This is a genomic window from Mesorhizobium zhangyense, from assembly GCF_011045115.1.
GTDB lineage: Bacteria > Pseudomonadota > Alphaproteobacteria > Rhizobiales > Rhizobiaceae > Mesorhizobium_M > Mesorhizobium_M zhangyense.
The window spans coordinates 1-14,478 of record NZ_JAAKZG010000027.1 but is presented as its reverse complement, the minus strand read 5'-3'; the positions used below and the strand labels follow the sequence as shown (position 1 = coordinate 14,478).

Below are 14,478 nucleotides of genomic sequence, written 5' to 3'. Positions count from 1 at the left end.
CCGTTGGCTTGCTGTTTGCCTTCGGCGCCGCCGCGAAATCAAAAATCGACCCCATGCCGACCGACAATGCGCGCTCCTATTCTGCCCTGTCCGATGGCACGTCTTCGACCTTGGGAAACACAATGAAGCTCAGTCGCACGTCGGCGAGTTTCTCCAAGCTCAAAGGGGAACTGAAGCTCCAGTACGCCGACGTCTGGAACAACGGCAGCGATGCGGACTACGGCGGAAACGTATACAAGGTCCTCAATGCTGACGCGTTCTTCTCGCAAAACAAGGGCAAGAACGGCTTTTGCGATGAGCCGGTGCGATGGCTTACCGTCATGGACATGAGCCATCAGCTCGGGGATGGCGCTGTTCGCATCGGGATGCTCAGCATCGATGACTGGCGCAAATACACGCCGGACGTGTTGGGCGCGTGCAGTGCCGACACGTTCACGCTGGAGTAGTTTCGGCGACAAATAGCTTCCGGGCATTTTGCAGCGGCGTTCTCCGCCGCCCCTGACGCTTCGCCGCCTCAGGAGATTGATGCCGCTGCAATCGACAGCCCTGGCGCCAGCCATCCTGCAAAACGAGATAAGAAAAGGCCTTTCAATGCCTGCATCAGACCTGAAAATCGAAACCCGCATCGGCGCAAAGCGCAAGCCACGCAGCATCCTGTCGATTGTTTCCAACACGACCACGCTCAAGGGCTTTCCGGTTGGCTTCTTCGCCGAGGAAATGACGCGCGCCTTCCTGATGTTCACCGAAGCTGGACATCAGGTCGATCTCGCCTCGCCGAAAGGCGGCGAGGTGATGTTCGAACCCATAGCGATCCCCGCACGCCCGGTGGCGCCTATGCCGACGACCTCATCAGCCTGGGCTTCGCACACCACACGAAATTCGGTGCGATGCTGAAGAACACCATCCCGATCAGCGCCGTGTCGGTGGAGGCTACGACGCGGTCTGGGTGGCCGGTGGCGGCGGGCCGCTGCTGACCTTCAAGGATGGCACAGCACTGCATGATCTGATCGCGTCCTTCTATGAGAAAGACAAGATCGTCGCTCTGATCTGCCACGGGTCCGGCCTCCTATTGTGGACCCATCTGTCCAACGGGAAGCTGCTCGCCGACGGCAAGAAATGGACCGGCTTCACCGACGAGGAGGAAGAGGAGGTCAACGCCGCCTTCGGCATGACGCTCAACGAATACACCATCCAGAGCGAGGCCGCTGGCATCAAGGGCACCAGCTTCCTGTGCCATGGTGCCAACGAACCGTTCGCCATTCGCGACGGACGTCTTATCACCGGCCAGCAGCAGTACAGCAGCGCGCTTACGGCGGAACTCGTGCTGGAGGCACTCGACGAATATTGATAATTACACGAGCGGCGAATTGGTGTCGGCGCCTGGATCCGCCCCGTTCACTCATTTAGCTACCTCAGACAGCGTGCTGATGGGGCGATGCCACATAGATTTCCGACGTCAGGGACAGCCAAATGCGTAGTTCGACCGTAAGCGATTCGAACTTGTTCACCGCCGAACGCCGTCGTTTCTACGCCTTCTCGCGCACCGACTGTCCTTCGTTCTATGCATAGGCGTACGTTCGGCGGCTACAGCGTATTGTGGAGGGCAATCGACGGTATTTGGCGCGCCGCGCCGGGCGATGATGAGAACTACGTCTACGCTATAGCCCTCTAAAATGAGGGCTGGAAGATCGATAGTAAACTACTGAAATAACAGGAGGAATCGGTCTAGGTGTGTCGGCCGGCAGTCGAGGCGGTCCTATCTGGGGTCATTCGCGGGAGGGGGCGGAATCCTACGCTAGGGCTTTGGCCAGCGATACTCTCCGGTGAGATTGATGTGCTCCCATCCAAAACCGCCGTCTCGTTCCTTGGCTTCTTGGCAATCGCCGCCGCAAAACTATGGATGCCCACTTATATCAACAGGGCCTAGACACCTGTTTGGTAGTATTTGCAATTATGCTGGGGCCAGCAGAGCCTCCCAGTCATCCAAGCCATGTCTGCCAGCAATGGCTCTATGCTCTTTGCTGCCAAGAAAGGCATCAAGTTTATCGTCAAAAGCTGATGCAAAGCCAACGGCTTCCTTATTAAATGAAAAAGCCCCAAACGCCTGCCCTCCAGGAAGCTCATCCCTTGCAACACTCCTATTCTCCAGCCCAGTGAGGCCCGCTCTGGAAATGAAACGGCGGTGCGCTAAGGCCGCTCCGGGATAAACATCAATATTATTGTTCATAATTTGATCGAATACCTCGGCTTGAGTTTTAAACAGCGTCAGATTTGCCGGATTCAGGCCTGCTTCTAACGCTAGTTGGACCTGAACATTTCCTCGAACCGCCCCAACTCTGAGGTTTTTTCTAAGGGCTAAATCCTCATAATTCTCGATATCGAGGCCATCCTCTCTACGCATGGCAAAACCATCCTTCAGACGCCATATAGGGCGACTAAAGGAAACGACTTTTGAGCGCTCCGCTGTTGTAAACATTGCTGTGTTTATCATCCAACGATTGGCACTCACCCCTTCAGCTAGCTCACCAAAAGACACCATTTGCGCTTTGAAAGCGTCGAACCCCATCTCACTAGCGACGTAACGCGCGATATCGATGTCGTAGCCCTCTGCTTCGCCTGCCGGCCCCAAGTAACCGAAAGGCGGCTCATCGATATACGCATAGGTGATGCAATCTGTAAGTGCGTCGATTGTCATTGCTATGTCCCAACGAATTAGCGTTGCGTAGCGGCTTTTCCCGTAATGAACATTCCGTAACCCGGCGATCCGATAACCCTGCCATGCTCCATCACGGACTGCCCCCGCACGATTGTGTGCTGTGGGACGCCTTTCGCCTTCATACCTTCCCAACTCGTGTGACCGGCCTTGGAGAACATGTCTTCCTTGCGGAAAACGATCTCCGCGTTCATGTCGACAATGGTGAAATCGGCATCAGACCCGACCTGGATAACGCCCTTTTTGGGGTATTGCCCGTAAAGCTGTGCCGGACGTTCGGCTGCCAATGTGGCGATCTTCGAGAGCGTCAGTTTTCCATTGTGTACGGCGTTAAGCATCATCGGCACGAATTCCTGCGCGCCCGTCATGCCGAGAGGGATGGAGAACATGTCCTCCCAGCCGGGCTTGGTTTCCTCGAAAGTATGAGGCGCGTGCTCCAGAACGATTACGTCCGCTACGCCAGACTCGATGCTGTTCCATCCATCTTCAGGGCTGTGCGCCCAGTTGTAGGAATTCGGCCCGACCTTTCTCATCTGCTCGCGTGTCATGAACATCGAGCCCAGTTCCAGTTCCGCAGTAACCTCCTGGCCCAGGTCGAATTTCGCGTGGCGGATCATCTCGTATGCTCCGACCGGCATGACGCCCAAATGCAGAACATGCAGTTTCACACCTGCGACGCGTGCATAATAGAGCGAGGATGCCAGCCCTGCGACCATGCCATGGCCGTACATGTATCCCTTGGCGAAGCTCTCATGGTAGGAGACAGCGTCTGTGCGCCCCTTCTCAATGTAGTCGCGGAACGTCATTCGCTTGCACCATTCCGGGTCGTCGTGGTGCACGGATGCTCGCAAGCCAGTATCGCGAGTGGCCTCATAAAGTTCATAGAGGATACCGTGATCCAGAACGCCAAGCTCTGAGATGTACGGGTACACCTCCTTGATATGCCGCGTGTTGAAAATCTTGATCCCGATCGCACCGGCTTTGGCCAATTGATCGACGGTCTGCGGGTACAGGCCTCCGCCATAGAGCGCATAATCGATGTGGGCTTTGGGTGCGACGAGCGCCTTCTTCGCCTCGAAGTCTTCAAGTGTCGTCGGGTGTGGAGTGTTGTTGGTCATGTCGATGCAGACGGCCACACCACCTGCGGCGGCTGCGCGCGTCCCGCTTTCGAAATCTTCCTTGTAGCTGTGACCAGGTTCACGGAAGTGGCAATGAACGTGCCAAATGCCCGGTAGGATGTCCAACCCCCTGGCGTCAATCCGTTTCTTCGCATGAGGAAATGCGGTGCCGATTGCCACGATCTTGTCGCCCAAAACCGCAATGTCCGCCTTGCAGCTGCCGCTGGAAGTCCAATAAGTTCCGCCACTTATGATCAGATCGTAGACCAGCTCTGACATCATGAAATCCTCTTCTGAAAAATTGACGGCGGTGTCGCCGCTCGCTGCTTTGTGGTTGCCATTCATAAATACACGGTCTATACACAGTCAACGCACAATCGATAAAAAGGACACTTGAGAATGCCGCGCGTCAAAAAGGGAGCGGAAGCCGCCGGGGAAAAGGCGGTCCAGAAAATCACCAAGGGAGGCAGTAGCGAGTTCGCCTATCGTGCCCTCCGGGATGCAATCGTGTCCCTGGCGCTTGAGCCGGGGTCCGACCTTGAGGAAGCTGTCATTGTCGCAAAGCTGGGGCTTTCCCGCACTCCGGTGCGTGAGGCTTTGGTCAGGCTGGCTGGGGAGGGCCTTGTCCAGCTATTGCCCAATCGTGGTGCCCGGGTTGCCCCGATGGGCTGGAATGATATTCGCGAACATCTCGAAGCTTTCGACGTCGCGCAGCGGCTCGTCACGCGCTGGGCGGCAATCCGGCGAGAAGATTCCCAGATCGAAGTGGTGAAGCGGGAGTGCGATGCCTTCAAGCGCGCTGCAGGCCATCGGCTTGCCGATGAGATGCTCGACCTAAACTGGAATTTTCACGCCGCAATCGCGCAATGCTGCAACAACCGGGTTGTAGCCGATTTCTACCTTCAGCTTCTCACCGGCAACCTCAGAATTTCCAGATTGGCGATGACCTACAAGGCCTATTCTTCGGAGGAGGCCTATCTGGCGCATGTCGGTAACATTCTTCGTGAGCACGATGAGATGGTCGAGGCCATCGAGCGGTCTGATCCGGATCGTGCCGAAGAGCTTGCCCGGTCCCATGCGAATCTCGCCAGGAAGCGGGTATCCGAAACGCTGATCCAAAGCCTGACGGAAAAGATGGAAGTCAACCTTGGCGGCAAGCGGGAGGTTGTTTTCTGAGATGTGCGAGGTCTGCGCGATATTTGGGGCGGGTGAACATTGGAGCGACTTCAGTCGCTTGCGAAACGAACGCTATCCGTTCGATGACATCATGCACTACCGACGGGAGCGGGCGCGTCGGCTTGAAATACTGAACTCGGTTCTCGTATCCCGCGAGCTTCGATGTGCCGACTGGGATGGCGAAGCGCTCTCGCTTCATGACCACGCAGGCCGCTTCGCTGTTGCGCCGACACTGTCCGATGTCTGGCCGCTGGTTCAAAAGATGTCCGGAACAGCCTTCGATCCCCTCGCAGAGGACAGGGTGGAGGTTGCCGATGGATGATCGTCTTCCGGTTCTGATCGTGACCGGCTTTCTGGGCTCGGGGAAAACGACGCTGGTTCAAAGGCTCCTTCAGCGGATCGGCGGTGAAGAAACGGGCGTTATCGTCAATGAGTTCGGCGAGGTCGCGGTCGATAATCGTCTGTATGTCGGAATGCCTGATGATGCAGAGATCATTTCAAATGGACTGGCACGGAAGGAAGATATCAGTCGTGCCTTCTACAATATCGTAAAGCGCGCAAAGGCCGACAAAGCGAAGATGAAGAGGGTCATCTTCGAGACCTCCGGTCTTGCCGATCCGACGCCGGTCATTGCGGTCCTGGCCGAAGATGCGTGGTTGAAGGCCAACTTAAGGCTGGTCCGGGTTGTTTCCGCCGTCGATGCCGTCGCCGGGATAGGCAGTATCGACACCTATTCAGAGACCCGGCAACAAATCGCCGTCAGCGATCTAGCGATCCTCACGAAGTCCGATTTGAGGGCGGCCGTGGATTTTGATGCCGTGCAGCTCAAGCTCCGAACGCTGGTACCCGACCTTGAGCTTGTCGATGCTCAGTCGCCGGAATTCAGGGAGGAAGAGCTGTTTGCCGAGGATTCGAGAACATTTCCTCGTCCGGCCATTCAGGAACCATCCGCAAGCGGCGAGACATCAGACTTCCAATCTTTCGTCCTGCCCATAACCGAAACCGTCGATTGGCCGCTTTTCACTTTGTGGCTTTCGGCTCTTCTCTTTGCTCACGGCGACCGGATTGTCCGCGTGAAGGGCCTGCTGAAAACAGACGCCTCTCGAGGACTGCTGGCAATCCATGGTGTCCAACGCACCATGCATCCGCCAACACACATGCCCGAAAAGGAAGCTAGGCCGGATGACTGCCATCTGGTCTTCATTGTCCACAGCATCGATCAGGCAAGCATCCGATCAAGCTACCAGAGGTTTGTGGAGCGGAGATTTCCGCGTGCGCCTACTGCCAGCAGCCGATTTTCGTCCATTCCGTGTAACTGAAGCGGAGTTCAAACATGCGCATTGCAGTTCTGTCCGACATACATGGCAACGCTATCGCTTTGGAGGCTGTCGAAACGCATGCCCGGGCGCGAGGCTGCGATTTGTTCTTCGATCTAGGGGACACGGTTTCAGGACCTTTACGACCGCTCGAAACCTTCGACCGTATTGCTGCTCTGAAGCCGGTATCAATCGCCGGAAATCATGAGCGTCAGCTCCTGACGCTGGCTGATTCCGATCTCAACACAAGCGATGCTTACGCTCTCAAATGTCTCGGCAGAGAACGAGTGGCGTCGTTCAAGGAGAAACCCGCATCGAGACGCATTGAAGACGTTCTTCTCCTTCACGGCTCTCCTCGGTCGGACCTTGAGTATTTCCTGGAGGATATCGTCGATGGTCGACCGGTTGCCCGTCGGAAAGATGAGGTGGCTGCTTTGGCGGCTGATATTGATCCCGATGTGACGCTCATGCTGTGCGGCCACACGCATATCCAACGTTCGACGCAACTCGATAACGGCCAACTGATTGTCAATCCTGGAAGCGTTGGCCTGCCTGCTTGGGCTGATCGCAATCCAGCCAATTTCCACAGGATGGATGCCGGTTCGATCCACGCCCGATATGCGATTATCAACAAACGGGAGGGACGCTGGTCCGTCGAGTTCCATCTGGTGGACTACGACTGGAAATCGGCGGCCCAAGATGCGGAGAGTCTTGGGCGCTCGGATTGGGCAACGGCGATTAAGACTGGGTACGCTGCAGCGTAACTCGTCCATGTAAGTATAGCGGAATTCCGATGTGCATCGATATTTCGACGCGCAGTCTATATCGCGTTTTTCTTGTATTGTTGCGTCCTAACTGTCGGAATTATTTGTCGCATTCGGAATTTTTACTTGCGACGAAATGAGGTGTCGTATAGATCAAAAATACACAGTGCATAAACAAAGCCTCGAATGGCGATAACAGGGGAACGAAATGATGCTCACCAAGAAACTGCTGGTTATCGGATTAATGACCGCCGCCTTTGGCATGACGACATCCGTCGCCCGAGCAGCAGACGATATGCTCGCGAAGATCAAGGCTAAGGGGGTGATGACCGTATGCATGGCGAATTATTTCCCTTACGCGGTCAAAAACCCCGCTACCAACGAGTGGGAGGGACTGGATCTCGACATCGGAGCCGAGATTGCGAAGCTGTTGAATGTAAAAATTGAAATTGCCGACACACCTTGGCCCGTAATTATGCAAAGCATAACAACAGGAAAATGTGATGTTTCTTTCGCGCCTAGTTTTGTTCTTCCTGCTCGTGCAGAGCAGGTGCTTTTTACGCAACCATTTTCATACGATTCCAGCGCAGTTTTCGTGGCGTCAGATTCTCCTATCAACACGCTCGATGACCTGGATCGGCCGGGAAATACTATCGCTTTCGTCGCTGGAACGGCTGAGGATCGGTGGTCGAGGGATACTTTCAAGAAGGCCGAATTGAAGGCTCTCCTTGGAGATACGTCTAATGCATCGCTCCTGGAAGTATCTGCGAAAAGGGTCACTGCTGCGGTGACCACCCGCGCAGGGAACATTGCGTTCATCAAGAACAATCCACAGCTCAGCTACAAGCTACTGACGAAAGATCCTATCCTGCCGACGCCTTTCGCATTCATGGTGCCGAAGGGAGAATATCACTTCCAGCAGTACCTGAACGTTGCGCTTTCCCGCCTGGAGCAAAACGGTGTTCTGCCTGCGCTGAACAAGAAGTGGCTCGGTGCGCTGGAAATCAACGAGATCAAGAAATGAGCTATCAAGCAGTTTCCGGAGGAAGCTTGCTGGCATCGAAAAAAGCTCTCAGGCAAAGCCTCCCGTGGTCCTACATCATTTCGACCGTCATCGCGTTGGCGGTCATCGCGACGGTCCTCAACTTCGTGAATTTCAAGGCAATTGCTGCCTTGGATTTCACGGTCGTCTACCAGTATCGCTACACGTTTCTGTGGGCGATTGGCACGACGTTGGGGATCACATCGACTGCGATCGTTATCGGGCTGATCGTGGGGATCGTCCTGGCGGTTCTGATCATTCAGGGGCCGCGACCTGTCAGGATGGTCGTCACAGCGTATGTCGAGATTTGGCGGAACACCCCGCTGATCGTTCAGCTGTTCTGGGTACATTTCGCCATGCCAGTGGTCACCGGGGTAAACACAACAGCACTGCAGAGTGGCCTGATCGCGATGACGATGCAGTCCGCTGCTTACCTCACCGATATCGCCCGCACGGGCATACTTGCAGTTCCGAAAGGGCAATATGAGGCTGCTGAGGCGCTCGGCTTGCCTACTTGGTCGAAGTGGGTGGATATCATCCTTCCGCAAGCCCTGAGGATCGTCATTCCTCCGCTGGCCACCATCGCGGTCGGTTTCTTCAAGGCGAGCGCCATACTATCCCTTCTGTCTGTGGGCGAACTGATGACCCAGACAAAGAATATTGCGACCTATACCCACAAGCCCATCGAGGTGATGACGTTCGTCGGTCTGGTCTACTGGGCCCTGGGTTACTCATTTGGCAGTCTAGCATACAAGCTGGAGGATATACTTGGATCGGATCAGAGGGCACGCCGATGAATTCCGACTGGAGCATTCTCTACCAGTATCGTTACGAAATCCTCGGCGGCCTCTGGACGACCATAGCCTTGGTCGGCCTGGCGCTCGTGTCGGGCTACATCGTTGGCGCCCTCGCCTGCTGCGGCAAACTTATGCGAACCGGTCCGCTCTACTGGCTTTCTACCTTCTATATCAACACCTTCCGAGCCTTGCCAGAAACGGTTCTTGTCTTCTGGATTTACTTCTGCGGCCCGTTCATTTTCACGGCAGCCCCGAGTGCTTGGCAGACTGGCGTAATTTCAATGTCACTGGTGGCCGGTGCCTACTTTGCCGAGATCGCTAGGGCAGGAATTCAGTCGGTAAGCCGTGGACAGTGGGAGGCTGCTCGCGCCGTCGGATTGTCGGAATTCTGGGTCTGGATCGACGTGATCATTCCTCAGGCCGTACGCGCTATGCTGCCTTCGTCGGCTCTGCTCGTCACTCAGTTGGTAAAGATGTCGGGCCTCGTATCGGCTATCGGCGTCACGGAGCTGATCTATCAGGCACAGACGCTGGGATCGCTAAGCTTTCGCTATTTCGAATTCTTCACGGCGGTCGCTGTCCTCTACTTCATCCTGATCTTCCCGTTCAGCATGGCCTCGCGATTCATAGAGGCGCACATGCGCCAGCAGATTGGATAGAATTCATGTCACCTATTGGCAAACCGATTGTTGATGCACGCGGCATCAACAAGAGCTTCAACACGGCACATGTCCTGAAAAACGTCGATCTCAAAGTCAACGCTGGCGAAGTGGTCTGCATAGTCGGACCTTCCGGCAGCGGAAAATCCACGTTCCTTCGTCTCATCAACGGACTGGAGGATATCGACGGCGGACAGATCGAGGTCGGCGAAACCACGCTGCCCGGCGCTCCGAAGGAATTGCTTTCGGTTCGCCGCAACGTCGGCATGGTGTTCCAGAACTTTAATCTTTTCCCGCACCTGACAGTCTTGGAGAATCTGACGCTCAGCCCACGGAGAACCGGTCGCATGAACCGTTCCGGGGCCGAAAACAAGGCCCGGGAACTGCTGAAGCGGGTTGGAATTTCCGAGCAGTCCTCAAAATATCCAAGCCAGTTGTCAGGAGGGCAGCAGCAGCGTGTGGCCATTGCCCGTGCTCTGGCCATGGAGCCTCAGATACTGCTGTTCGACGAACCTACGTCGGCACTGGACCCTGAAAACGTCAACGAAGTGCTGAACGTCATGAAGGAACTCGCAAGTTCCGGCATCACCATGATCGTCGTCACGCACGAGATGGGCTTTGCCCGCGAAGTGGCGGACCGGATCGTGTTCATGGCCGACGGTCAGCTCCTGGTGGATGCTTCCCCAAGCCAGTTCTTCGAGCATGTCGAAGACGAGAGGCTTCGGAGCTTCCTGTCAAAAATCCTGTAGCCGCCGTTGGCTGCTCTACCAGAACCGGAGTGAATTTCATGACCGACCTTCCTCGGCTTCACTTTTCCCGTGCCGAATATGCCGCTCGTCTTGATAAGGCGAAACAGGCCATCCGGAAAAGCAGATACGACGCCGTTCTCCTCTTCAAGAGCGAGGACATGTATTGGCTGACCGGCCTCGACACAGATGGATACTACGTCTTCCATACGATGCTGGTGACCGCAGATGGCGGGGTTACCTACCTCGGCCGACAGGCGGACTACAACAACGTTCTCTACAGTTCGATCATTGGGGATCACCGCACCTTCGACGAGTTGGCGGGTTCCAGCCGGGGTGCCGCGATCAAGACGTTGCTGAGCGACCGAGGTTTGGCAGGCAAGCGCGTCGGCATCCAGTACAACACCATGGGACATCGAGCCGATCTCTATGTCGAGATTGTATCATCGCTGACCGACTTCTGCACATTCGATGATGCTTCGGCGATGATCGACCGTTGGCGGCTGGTGAAGTCAGAGGCCGAGATCGAGAAGATGCGCCAGTCCGCCAATATCGTGCATCTGATGACGGACGCCGCAATCCGCGAGACCAGGGCAGGCGTCTTCGAGGGCAAGATTTTCAGTGCGCTGGCTCAGGCGATCTATGAAAACGATGGAGACCCTTGCGCGCTGAGATATCCCATTGGCTGCGGTCCAGCGTCAAAGCTCGGGCGCTACACCTCTGGGCGGAACTACGTTGCCGATACCGACCAATTTATGTTCGAGATCGGCTGCGGCTACCGCCATTATCATACGGCCGTCTATTTCCATGTCCTGACAGGAGACGTTCCAAAGCAACGTCTGTCAGACCTTTTGAAGAAGGTGGAAGAAGCCCGCGAAGCCGGGATGGCTCAGATGAGGCCGGGCAACACCGTCGGTGCGATCCACACTGCCATAAGCGACACCTACCGCAAGTACGGTCTCGATGCTTATTTGCGGAAATCTTACGGATACCAGATGGGAATTTGCTATCCGCCGACCTGGGTTGCTGCACCCATGGTTATATCCGGCTCGGAAGAGGTGATTGAAGAGAACATGACCATCTTCATCCATCCCTCCTTGACTGATACCGAAAGCGGTTTGCGTGTTTCGTCAGGAGAGACCGCACGAGTTCTGAAAAACGGCGTCGAGAAGCTTACAAGCGCGCCGGCTGAACTCATCCTCAACTAACCAATCCAACAGCGCTAGGGCAAGCAAGCTTTACCGTCAGCCAATGGCCGAACGCTATGAACACCATTGAGAATGCAGTCGAAGAGAATGCACTATGCGACCTATAAACTTCACTCACCAGTCGATCGTGGGCCTTCTTGCTCTCGACATTGACCCTACGATCGAAACCGACTTGCGGAATCATCTCGTAGGAGAAAACATCGAAATCTCAACGAACCGAATGGTACGAGAAACGCGAAGCCCTGACGATCCATACAGGGACATGAGTACCAGCATTGAACTTGCAGTGAAGGGCTTATTGCCGACAAGCGAAATGGACGCGATTGTCTTTGGGTGCACATCCGCGGCCATGGCTTTAGGCACCGAAACTGTGAGAGCGATAATAAGCAAAATTCGGCCCAATGTTCCTGTAATCGATCCAGCGTCGGCGTGTGTTTCGGCATTGAGGAGAGCTGGAATAGAGAGAATAGGACTAATTTCGCCGTACTCTATAAAATTACATGGAGCCGTTCGTGATTTTCTTTCCCAATCAGGTTTTCAGGTGCTGAGAGATCAACGATTTGAGTTAGACCATAGCGATAGATACCAGCAGCCAACAATTTTAGACTATATTAATTCTTGCAGAATCCTCTCTGAGGGTAGTGATATAGATGGTTTGTTCATCTCTTGCACCGCTCTACGCACGGCATTTATCATCCCCCACCTGCAGGCAGAAATCAAAATACCTGTCCTTTCAAGCAATCAAGTTGTTGCAAGTGAGATAAGAGCGCTTCTCAAGACTGAATAATTAAATCTTATATTCATGCCGTTTTGCATTTAATCATGAGATTATATCTGTAACTATTTCAATAGGATACCTCGACACTCGATTCGAGACACGGCAGTTAATGTGAGAATGCGTGACCTGCCCCCCCCCAACGCTACTGGGCGGCGCGTCGGTAGTGCGCCTCATCAAACGGAAGGCCTACCGCCCGCCGAAGTGCTATCTCAACAGCGATTCAGATGTGGACTGGCTGCTCGACCCTGTGCCTTGGGGCGAGCGATAAGCAGTCGACCGGACGCGATTCGAACTATTTCACCGCCGAACGCCGCCGTTTCTACGCTTTTCTGCGCGGGGCCATCTTCTGGAAGATGCAAGGATGTACGCTCGGCGAATTTAGCGTATTGCGGAGGGCAACCGTCGGTATTTGGCGCGCCCCATGTGATTCGAACTTTTTCGTCGAAACAGTTCCCTTTTATGAAAGTCCGCAAATCAGCCCATGGTCAGATCGGAACGGCTTTATGATGAAAGTGGTTGGGGCAGGATTTGAACCCCTCTCGGATTACAATACTCTGCTCAAATCACCCCCCAGGCTCGAAACCTCCCCCTCCCCGTCATCTCGCGCAACTTCAGCTCCTCGATGATCCGGACCGCCCCCTGCGGCGTCACGCCGATCGCCTGGCGACTGTTCCGGCGGTGACGAGCGGCCGGGAGAGCACGAGTTCGATCAGTTGCGGCAGTTTCGACGACGCCCGCCGGCCTAAAAGTTTGCGCGTCATTGTCTGGCGGGCAAGCATCAGCCGATCGTGCTCCTTCAGCCCGGCCTCGGCCGCCGCGGTGATGCCGGTGAGAAGCGCCAGCAAGCGGGTTTCGCGGTCGCGGTGCCGGCGGCGCTCGACGGGAATGGATTTTAGGCCAAGATTGAGCGCTGCCAGATGCGCCGCCGTGGTGAGGCCGGCCTGGCGCAGGATCGAGGCGCAAAACAGCCGGCCGAGCCAGGGCGCATGCTGCAGGACCTCCAGAACATTCCAGGCGTCGAGGGCGAGCGCCGCCCGCAACACCGGCGGCAAATTATTCGTCTCGCCCAAGACCGCGCGCCACTCCTGCAGCCGCGCGTCCTCGTCCCAGTCGAGATCGTAGACCAGCGCATTTCTGTCCGGGGCCGTTTTGGGCATGGGCGATTTTGCTGCCGCGAGTGCGGCCTCCGAGCGCGCCAGCAGCGCATCGATCGCCGCCATTTCCGCGGCCAGGGGATTTTTGTCCTCATCCCCCTGCCCTCTCCCAATCGGATTTTTTGTCTCCTCACCAGACGGCGGGTTTTCGCCCGGTTGCGTCCTGTCGCCGGCGGCAACATCGCTGACAACGTCGCTGCCGGTGGTTGTGACCGTGATTATGTCACCGAAAGGACCGGTGACTACGTCACCGCGGCCGCGCAGGCTGCGCAAGCCTTCAAGGCCCAGTCGGCCCGAAGCTGCGATTTTGGCCAACTCAAAGACAGATGGCGAACGTGCAATCACGCTGAAGCTTACTGCGAACCTTGACCTTCCAAGGCGCGGTAGACAGTCATCCTGGAAATGTTCAGCTCACGAGCAACGGCGGTTTTCGTTGCGCCAGCCGCGACCCGTCTGCGGATTTCCGCGTCATCGACATTCTTTTTCCTGCCCTTGTAGATGCCGTCAGCTTTTGCCGCGTCGATGCCCGCTCGTTGCCTGTCTTTGATGAACTTGAGTTCCATATCGGCGACCATGCCGAGAATGGTGATAACCATTCGACCCATGCTTCCGGCTGTCGTGACTTCGGGCTCAAGAATGCGGAGTGACGCGCCCTTTTCGTCAAGCTCATGAACGAGATTGAGAACGTCGCGTGTGGATCGCCCGAGCCGGTCAAGCCGTAGAACCACCAGTTCGTCGCCCGTATGCAAAAACTGCATGATGGTCTCCAGCTCGGACCGTCCTTTCCGGGACGATCCTGATCCGGTTTCTGATCGGATGATTTCACAACCTGCGGCCTTCAGACGCTCGTTCTGAATATCGAGGTCCTGATCTATGGTGCTGACGCGAGCGTATCCGATGCGGGCCATGGCAATTCTGTAACCGCTTTAGGCGGACTTTTGCGACCGACATTTGCCAGGCGAACTTCAGCGTGATTTCAGTCCGCGATATTTGCAATGAAAAATCAG

At 55.6% G+C, this 14,478-nt stretch carries 16 protein-coding genes and 1 pseudogene; 13 read left to right on the top strand and 4 right to left on the bottom strand.

Annotated elements, in window-relative coordinates:
- Positions 1-8: 8 nt before the first annotated feature.
- The 3 genes from G6N74_RS29285 (at position 9) to G6N74_RS30575 (ending at position 1,348) form a co-directional block, all read left to right on the top strand.
- Entirely contained in the window at positions 9-446 is a 438-nt protein-coding gene (locus tag G6N74_RS29285; protein ID WP_205826919.1) for a hypothetical protein, read from the top strand.
- A 145-nt stretch (positions 447-591) separates the two neighbouring features.
- Positions 592-894 carry a type 1 glutamine amidotransferase family protein gene (locus tag G6N74_RS30580; protein WP_205826918.1) on the top strand — a complete coding sequence of 101 codons (303 nt, stop codon included), beginning with the start codon at positions 592-594 and terminating at the stop codon, positions 892-894.
- Positions 895-946: 52 nt separating this feature from the next.
- Entirely contained in the window at positions 947-1,348 is a 402-nt protein-coding gene (locus G6N74_RS30575; RefSeq protein WP_205826917.1) for a type 1 glutamine amidotransferase family protein, read from the top strand.
- Positions 1,349-1,951: 603 nt separating this feature from the next.
- Here G6N74_RS30575 and G6N74_RS29275 read toward each other — a convergent pair.
- Both G6N74_RS29275 and G6N74_RS29270 read right to left on the bottom strand, forming a co-directional pair.
- Positions 1,952-2,695, bottom strand: coding sequence for a transporter substrate-binding domain-containing protein (locus G6N74_RS29275; RefSeq protein ID WP_165121523.1), 744 nt, complete (start codon positions 2,693-2,695; stop codon positions 1,952-1,954).
- Between the two features lie 17 nt (positions 2,696-2,712).
- Positions 2,713-4,176 (bottom strand): dihydroorotase, encoded by a 1,464-nt coding sequence (locus G6N74_RS29270; RefSeq protein WP_246246051.1) that lies wholly within the window; start codon positions 4,174-4,176, stop codon positions 2,713-2,715.
- A 54-nt stretch (positions 4,177-4,230) separates the two neighbouring features.
- On the opposite strand from G6N74_RS29270, the gene G6N74_RS29265 reads away from it, so the two are divergent.
- From G6N74_RS29265 to G6N74_RS31605, 10 genes are all read left to right on the top strand, one after another.
- Positions 4,231-5,007 carry a GntR family transcriptional regulator gene (locus G6N74_RS29265; RefSeq protein WP_165121522.1) on the top strand — a complete coding sequence of 259 codons (777 nt, stop codon included), beginning with the start codon at positions 4,231-4,233 and terminating at the stop codon, positions 5,005-5,007.
- Positions 5,008-5,065: 58 nt separating this feature from the next.
- Positions 5,066-5,329 carry a hypothetical protein gene (locus G6N74_RS29260; protein ID WP_165121521.1) on the top strand — a complete coding sequence of 88 codons (264 nt, stop codon included), beginning with the start codon at positions 5,066-5,068 and terminating at the stop codon, positions 5,327-5,329.
- Complete coding sequence (locus G6N74_RS29255; RefSeq protein WP_165121520.1) at positions 5,322-6,326, top strand: CobW family GTP-binding protein; 1,005 nt, start codon at positions 5,322-5,324, stop codon at positions 6,324-6,326. Before G6N74_RS29260 ends, G6N74_RS29255 begins: the two co-directional genes overlap by 8 nt.
- 14 nt (positions 6,327-6,340) lie before the next feature.
- Positions 6,341-7,087, top strand: coding sequence for a metallophosphoesterase family protein (locus G6N74_RS29250; protein ID WP_165121519.1), 747 nt, complete (start codon positions 6,341-6,343; stop codon positions 7,085-7,087).
- A gap of 208 nt (positions 7,088-7,295) precedes the next feature.
- On the top strand, positions 7,296-8,111 hold the full coding sequence (locus G6N74_RS29245; RefSeq protein ID WP_165121518.1) for a substrate-binding periplasmic protein: 816 nt from the start codon (positions 7,296-7,298) through the stop codon (positions 8,109-8,111).
- Positions 8,108-8,926, top strand: a complete 819-nt coding sequence (locus G6N74_RS29240) for an amino acid ABC transporter permease (RefSeq protein ID WP_165121517.1) — start codon at positions 8,108-8,110, stop codon at positions 8,924-8,926. Before G6N74_RS29245 ends, G6N74_RS29240 begins: the two co-directional genes overlap by 4 nt.
- Complete coding sequence (locus G6N74_RS29235) at positions 8,923-9,585, top strand: amino acid ABC transporter permease (RefSeq protein WP_165121516.1); 663 nt, start codon at positions 8,923-8,925, stop codon at positions 9,583-9,585. The genes G6N74_RS29240 and G6N74_RS29235 overlap by 4 nt, the downstream gene beginning before the upstream one ends.
- A 5-nt stretch (positions 9,586-9,590) precedes the next feature.
- Positions 9,591-10,334 carry an amino acid ABC transporter ATP-binding protein gene (locus tag G6N74_RS29230; RefSeq protein ID WP_165121515.1) on the top strand — a complete coding sequence of 248 codons (744 nt, stop codon included), beginning with the start codon at positions 9,591-9,593 and terminating at the stop codon, positions 10,332-10,334.
- 38 nt (positions 10,335-10,372) lie between these two features.
- Positions 10,373-11,539: a M24 family metallopeptidase gene (locus tag G6N74_RS29225; RefSeq protein ID WP_165121514.1), complete on the top strand. Its 1,167-nt coding sequence runs from the start codon at positions 10,373-10,375 to the stop codon at positions 11,537-11,539.
- A 94-nt stretch (positions 11,540-11,633) separates the two neighbouring features.
- Positions 11,634-12,326, top strand: a complete 693-nt coding sequence (locus G6N74_RS31605) for a maleate cis-trans isomerase family protein (RefSeq protein WP_376767768.1) — start codon at positions 11,634-11,636, stop codon at positions 12,324-12,326.
- A 549-nt stretch (positions 12,327-12,875) separates the two neighbouring features.
- Here the strand turns inward: G6N74_RS31605 and G6N74_RS29215 are convergent.
- Positions 12,876-13,759: pseudogene (locus tag G6N74_RS29215) on the bottom strand (RHE_PE00001 family protein); the annotation flags it as partial.
- 65 nt (positions 13,760-13,824) lie between these two features.
- Positions 13,825-14,379, bottom strand: coding sequence for a recombinase family protein (locus tag G6N74_RS29210; RefSeq protein WP_165121512.1), 555 nt, complete (start codon positions 14,377-14,379; stop codon positions 13,825-13,827).
- Between the last annotated feature and the right edge of the window lie 99 nt (positions 14,380-14,478).

Bases quoted from the DNA above. Each gene is read 5' to 3' on its own strand.
- G6N74_RS30580 (WP_205826918.1), top strand. From the start codon at position 592: ATGCCTGCATCAGACCTGAAAATCGAAACCCGCATCGGCGCAAAGCGC.
- G6N74_RS29275 (WP_165121523.1), bottom strand. From the start codon at position 2,695: ATGACAATCGACGCACTTACAGATTGCATCACCTATGCGTATATCGAT.
- G6N74_RS29270 (WP_246246051.1), bottom strand. From the start codon at position 4,176: ATGAATGGCAACCACAAAGCAGCGAGCGGCGACACCGCCGTCAATTTT.
- G6N74_RS29265 (WP_165121522.1), top strand. From the start codon at position 4,231: ATGCCGCGCGTCAAAAAGGGAGCGGAAGCCGCCGGGGAAAAGGCGGTC.
- G6N74_RS29255 (WP_165121520.1), top strand. From the start codon at position 5,322: ATGGATGATCGTCTTCCGGTTCTGATCGTGACCGGCTTTCTGGGCTCG.
- G6N74_RS29250 (WP_165121519.1), top strand. From the start codon at position 6,341: ATGCGCATTGCAGTTCTGTCCGACATACATGGCAACGCTATCGCTTTG.
- G6N74_RS29245 (WP_165121518.1), top strand. From the start codon at position 7,296: ATGATGCTCACCAAGAAACTGCTGGTTATCGGATTAATGACCGCCGCC.
- G6N74_RS29240 (WP_165121517.1), top strand. From the start codon at position 8,108: ATGAGCTATCAAGCAGTTTCCGGAGGAAGCTTGCTGGCATCGAAAAAA.
- G6N74_RS29235 (WP_165121516.1), top strand. From the start codon at position 8,923: ATGAATTCCGACTGGAGCATTCTCTACCAGTATCGTTACGAAATCCTC.
- G6N74_RS29230 (WP_165121515.1), top strand. From the start codon at position 9,591: ATGTCACCTATTGGCAAACCGATTGTTGATGCACGCGGCATCAACAAG.
- G6N74_RS29225 (WP_165121514.1), top strand. From the start codon at position 10,373: ATGACCGACCTTCCTCGGCTTCACTTTTCCCGTGCCGAATATGCCGCT.
- G6N74_RS31605 (WP_376767768.1), top strand. From the start codon at position 11,634: ATGCGACCTATAAACTTCACTCACCAGTCGATCGTGGGCCTTCTTGCT.
- G6N74_RS29210 (WP_165121512.1), bottom strand. From the start codon at position 14,379: ATGGCCCGCATCGGATACGCTCGCGTCAGCACCATAGATCAGGACCTC.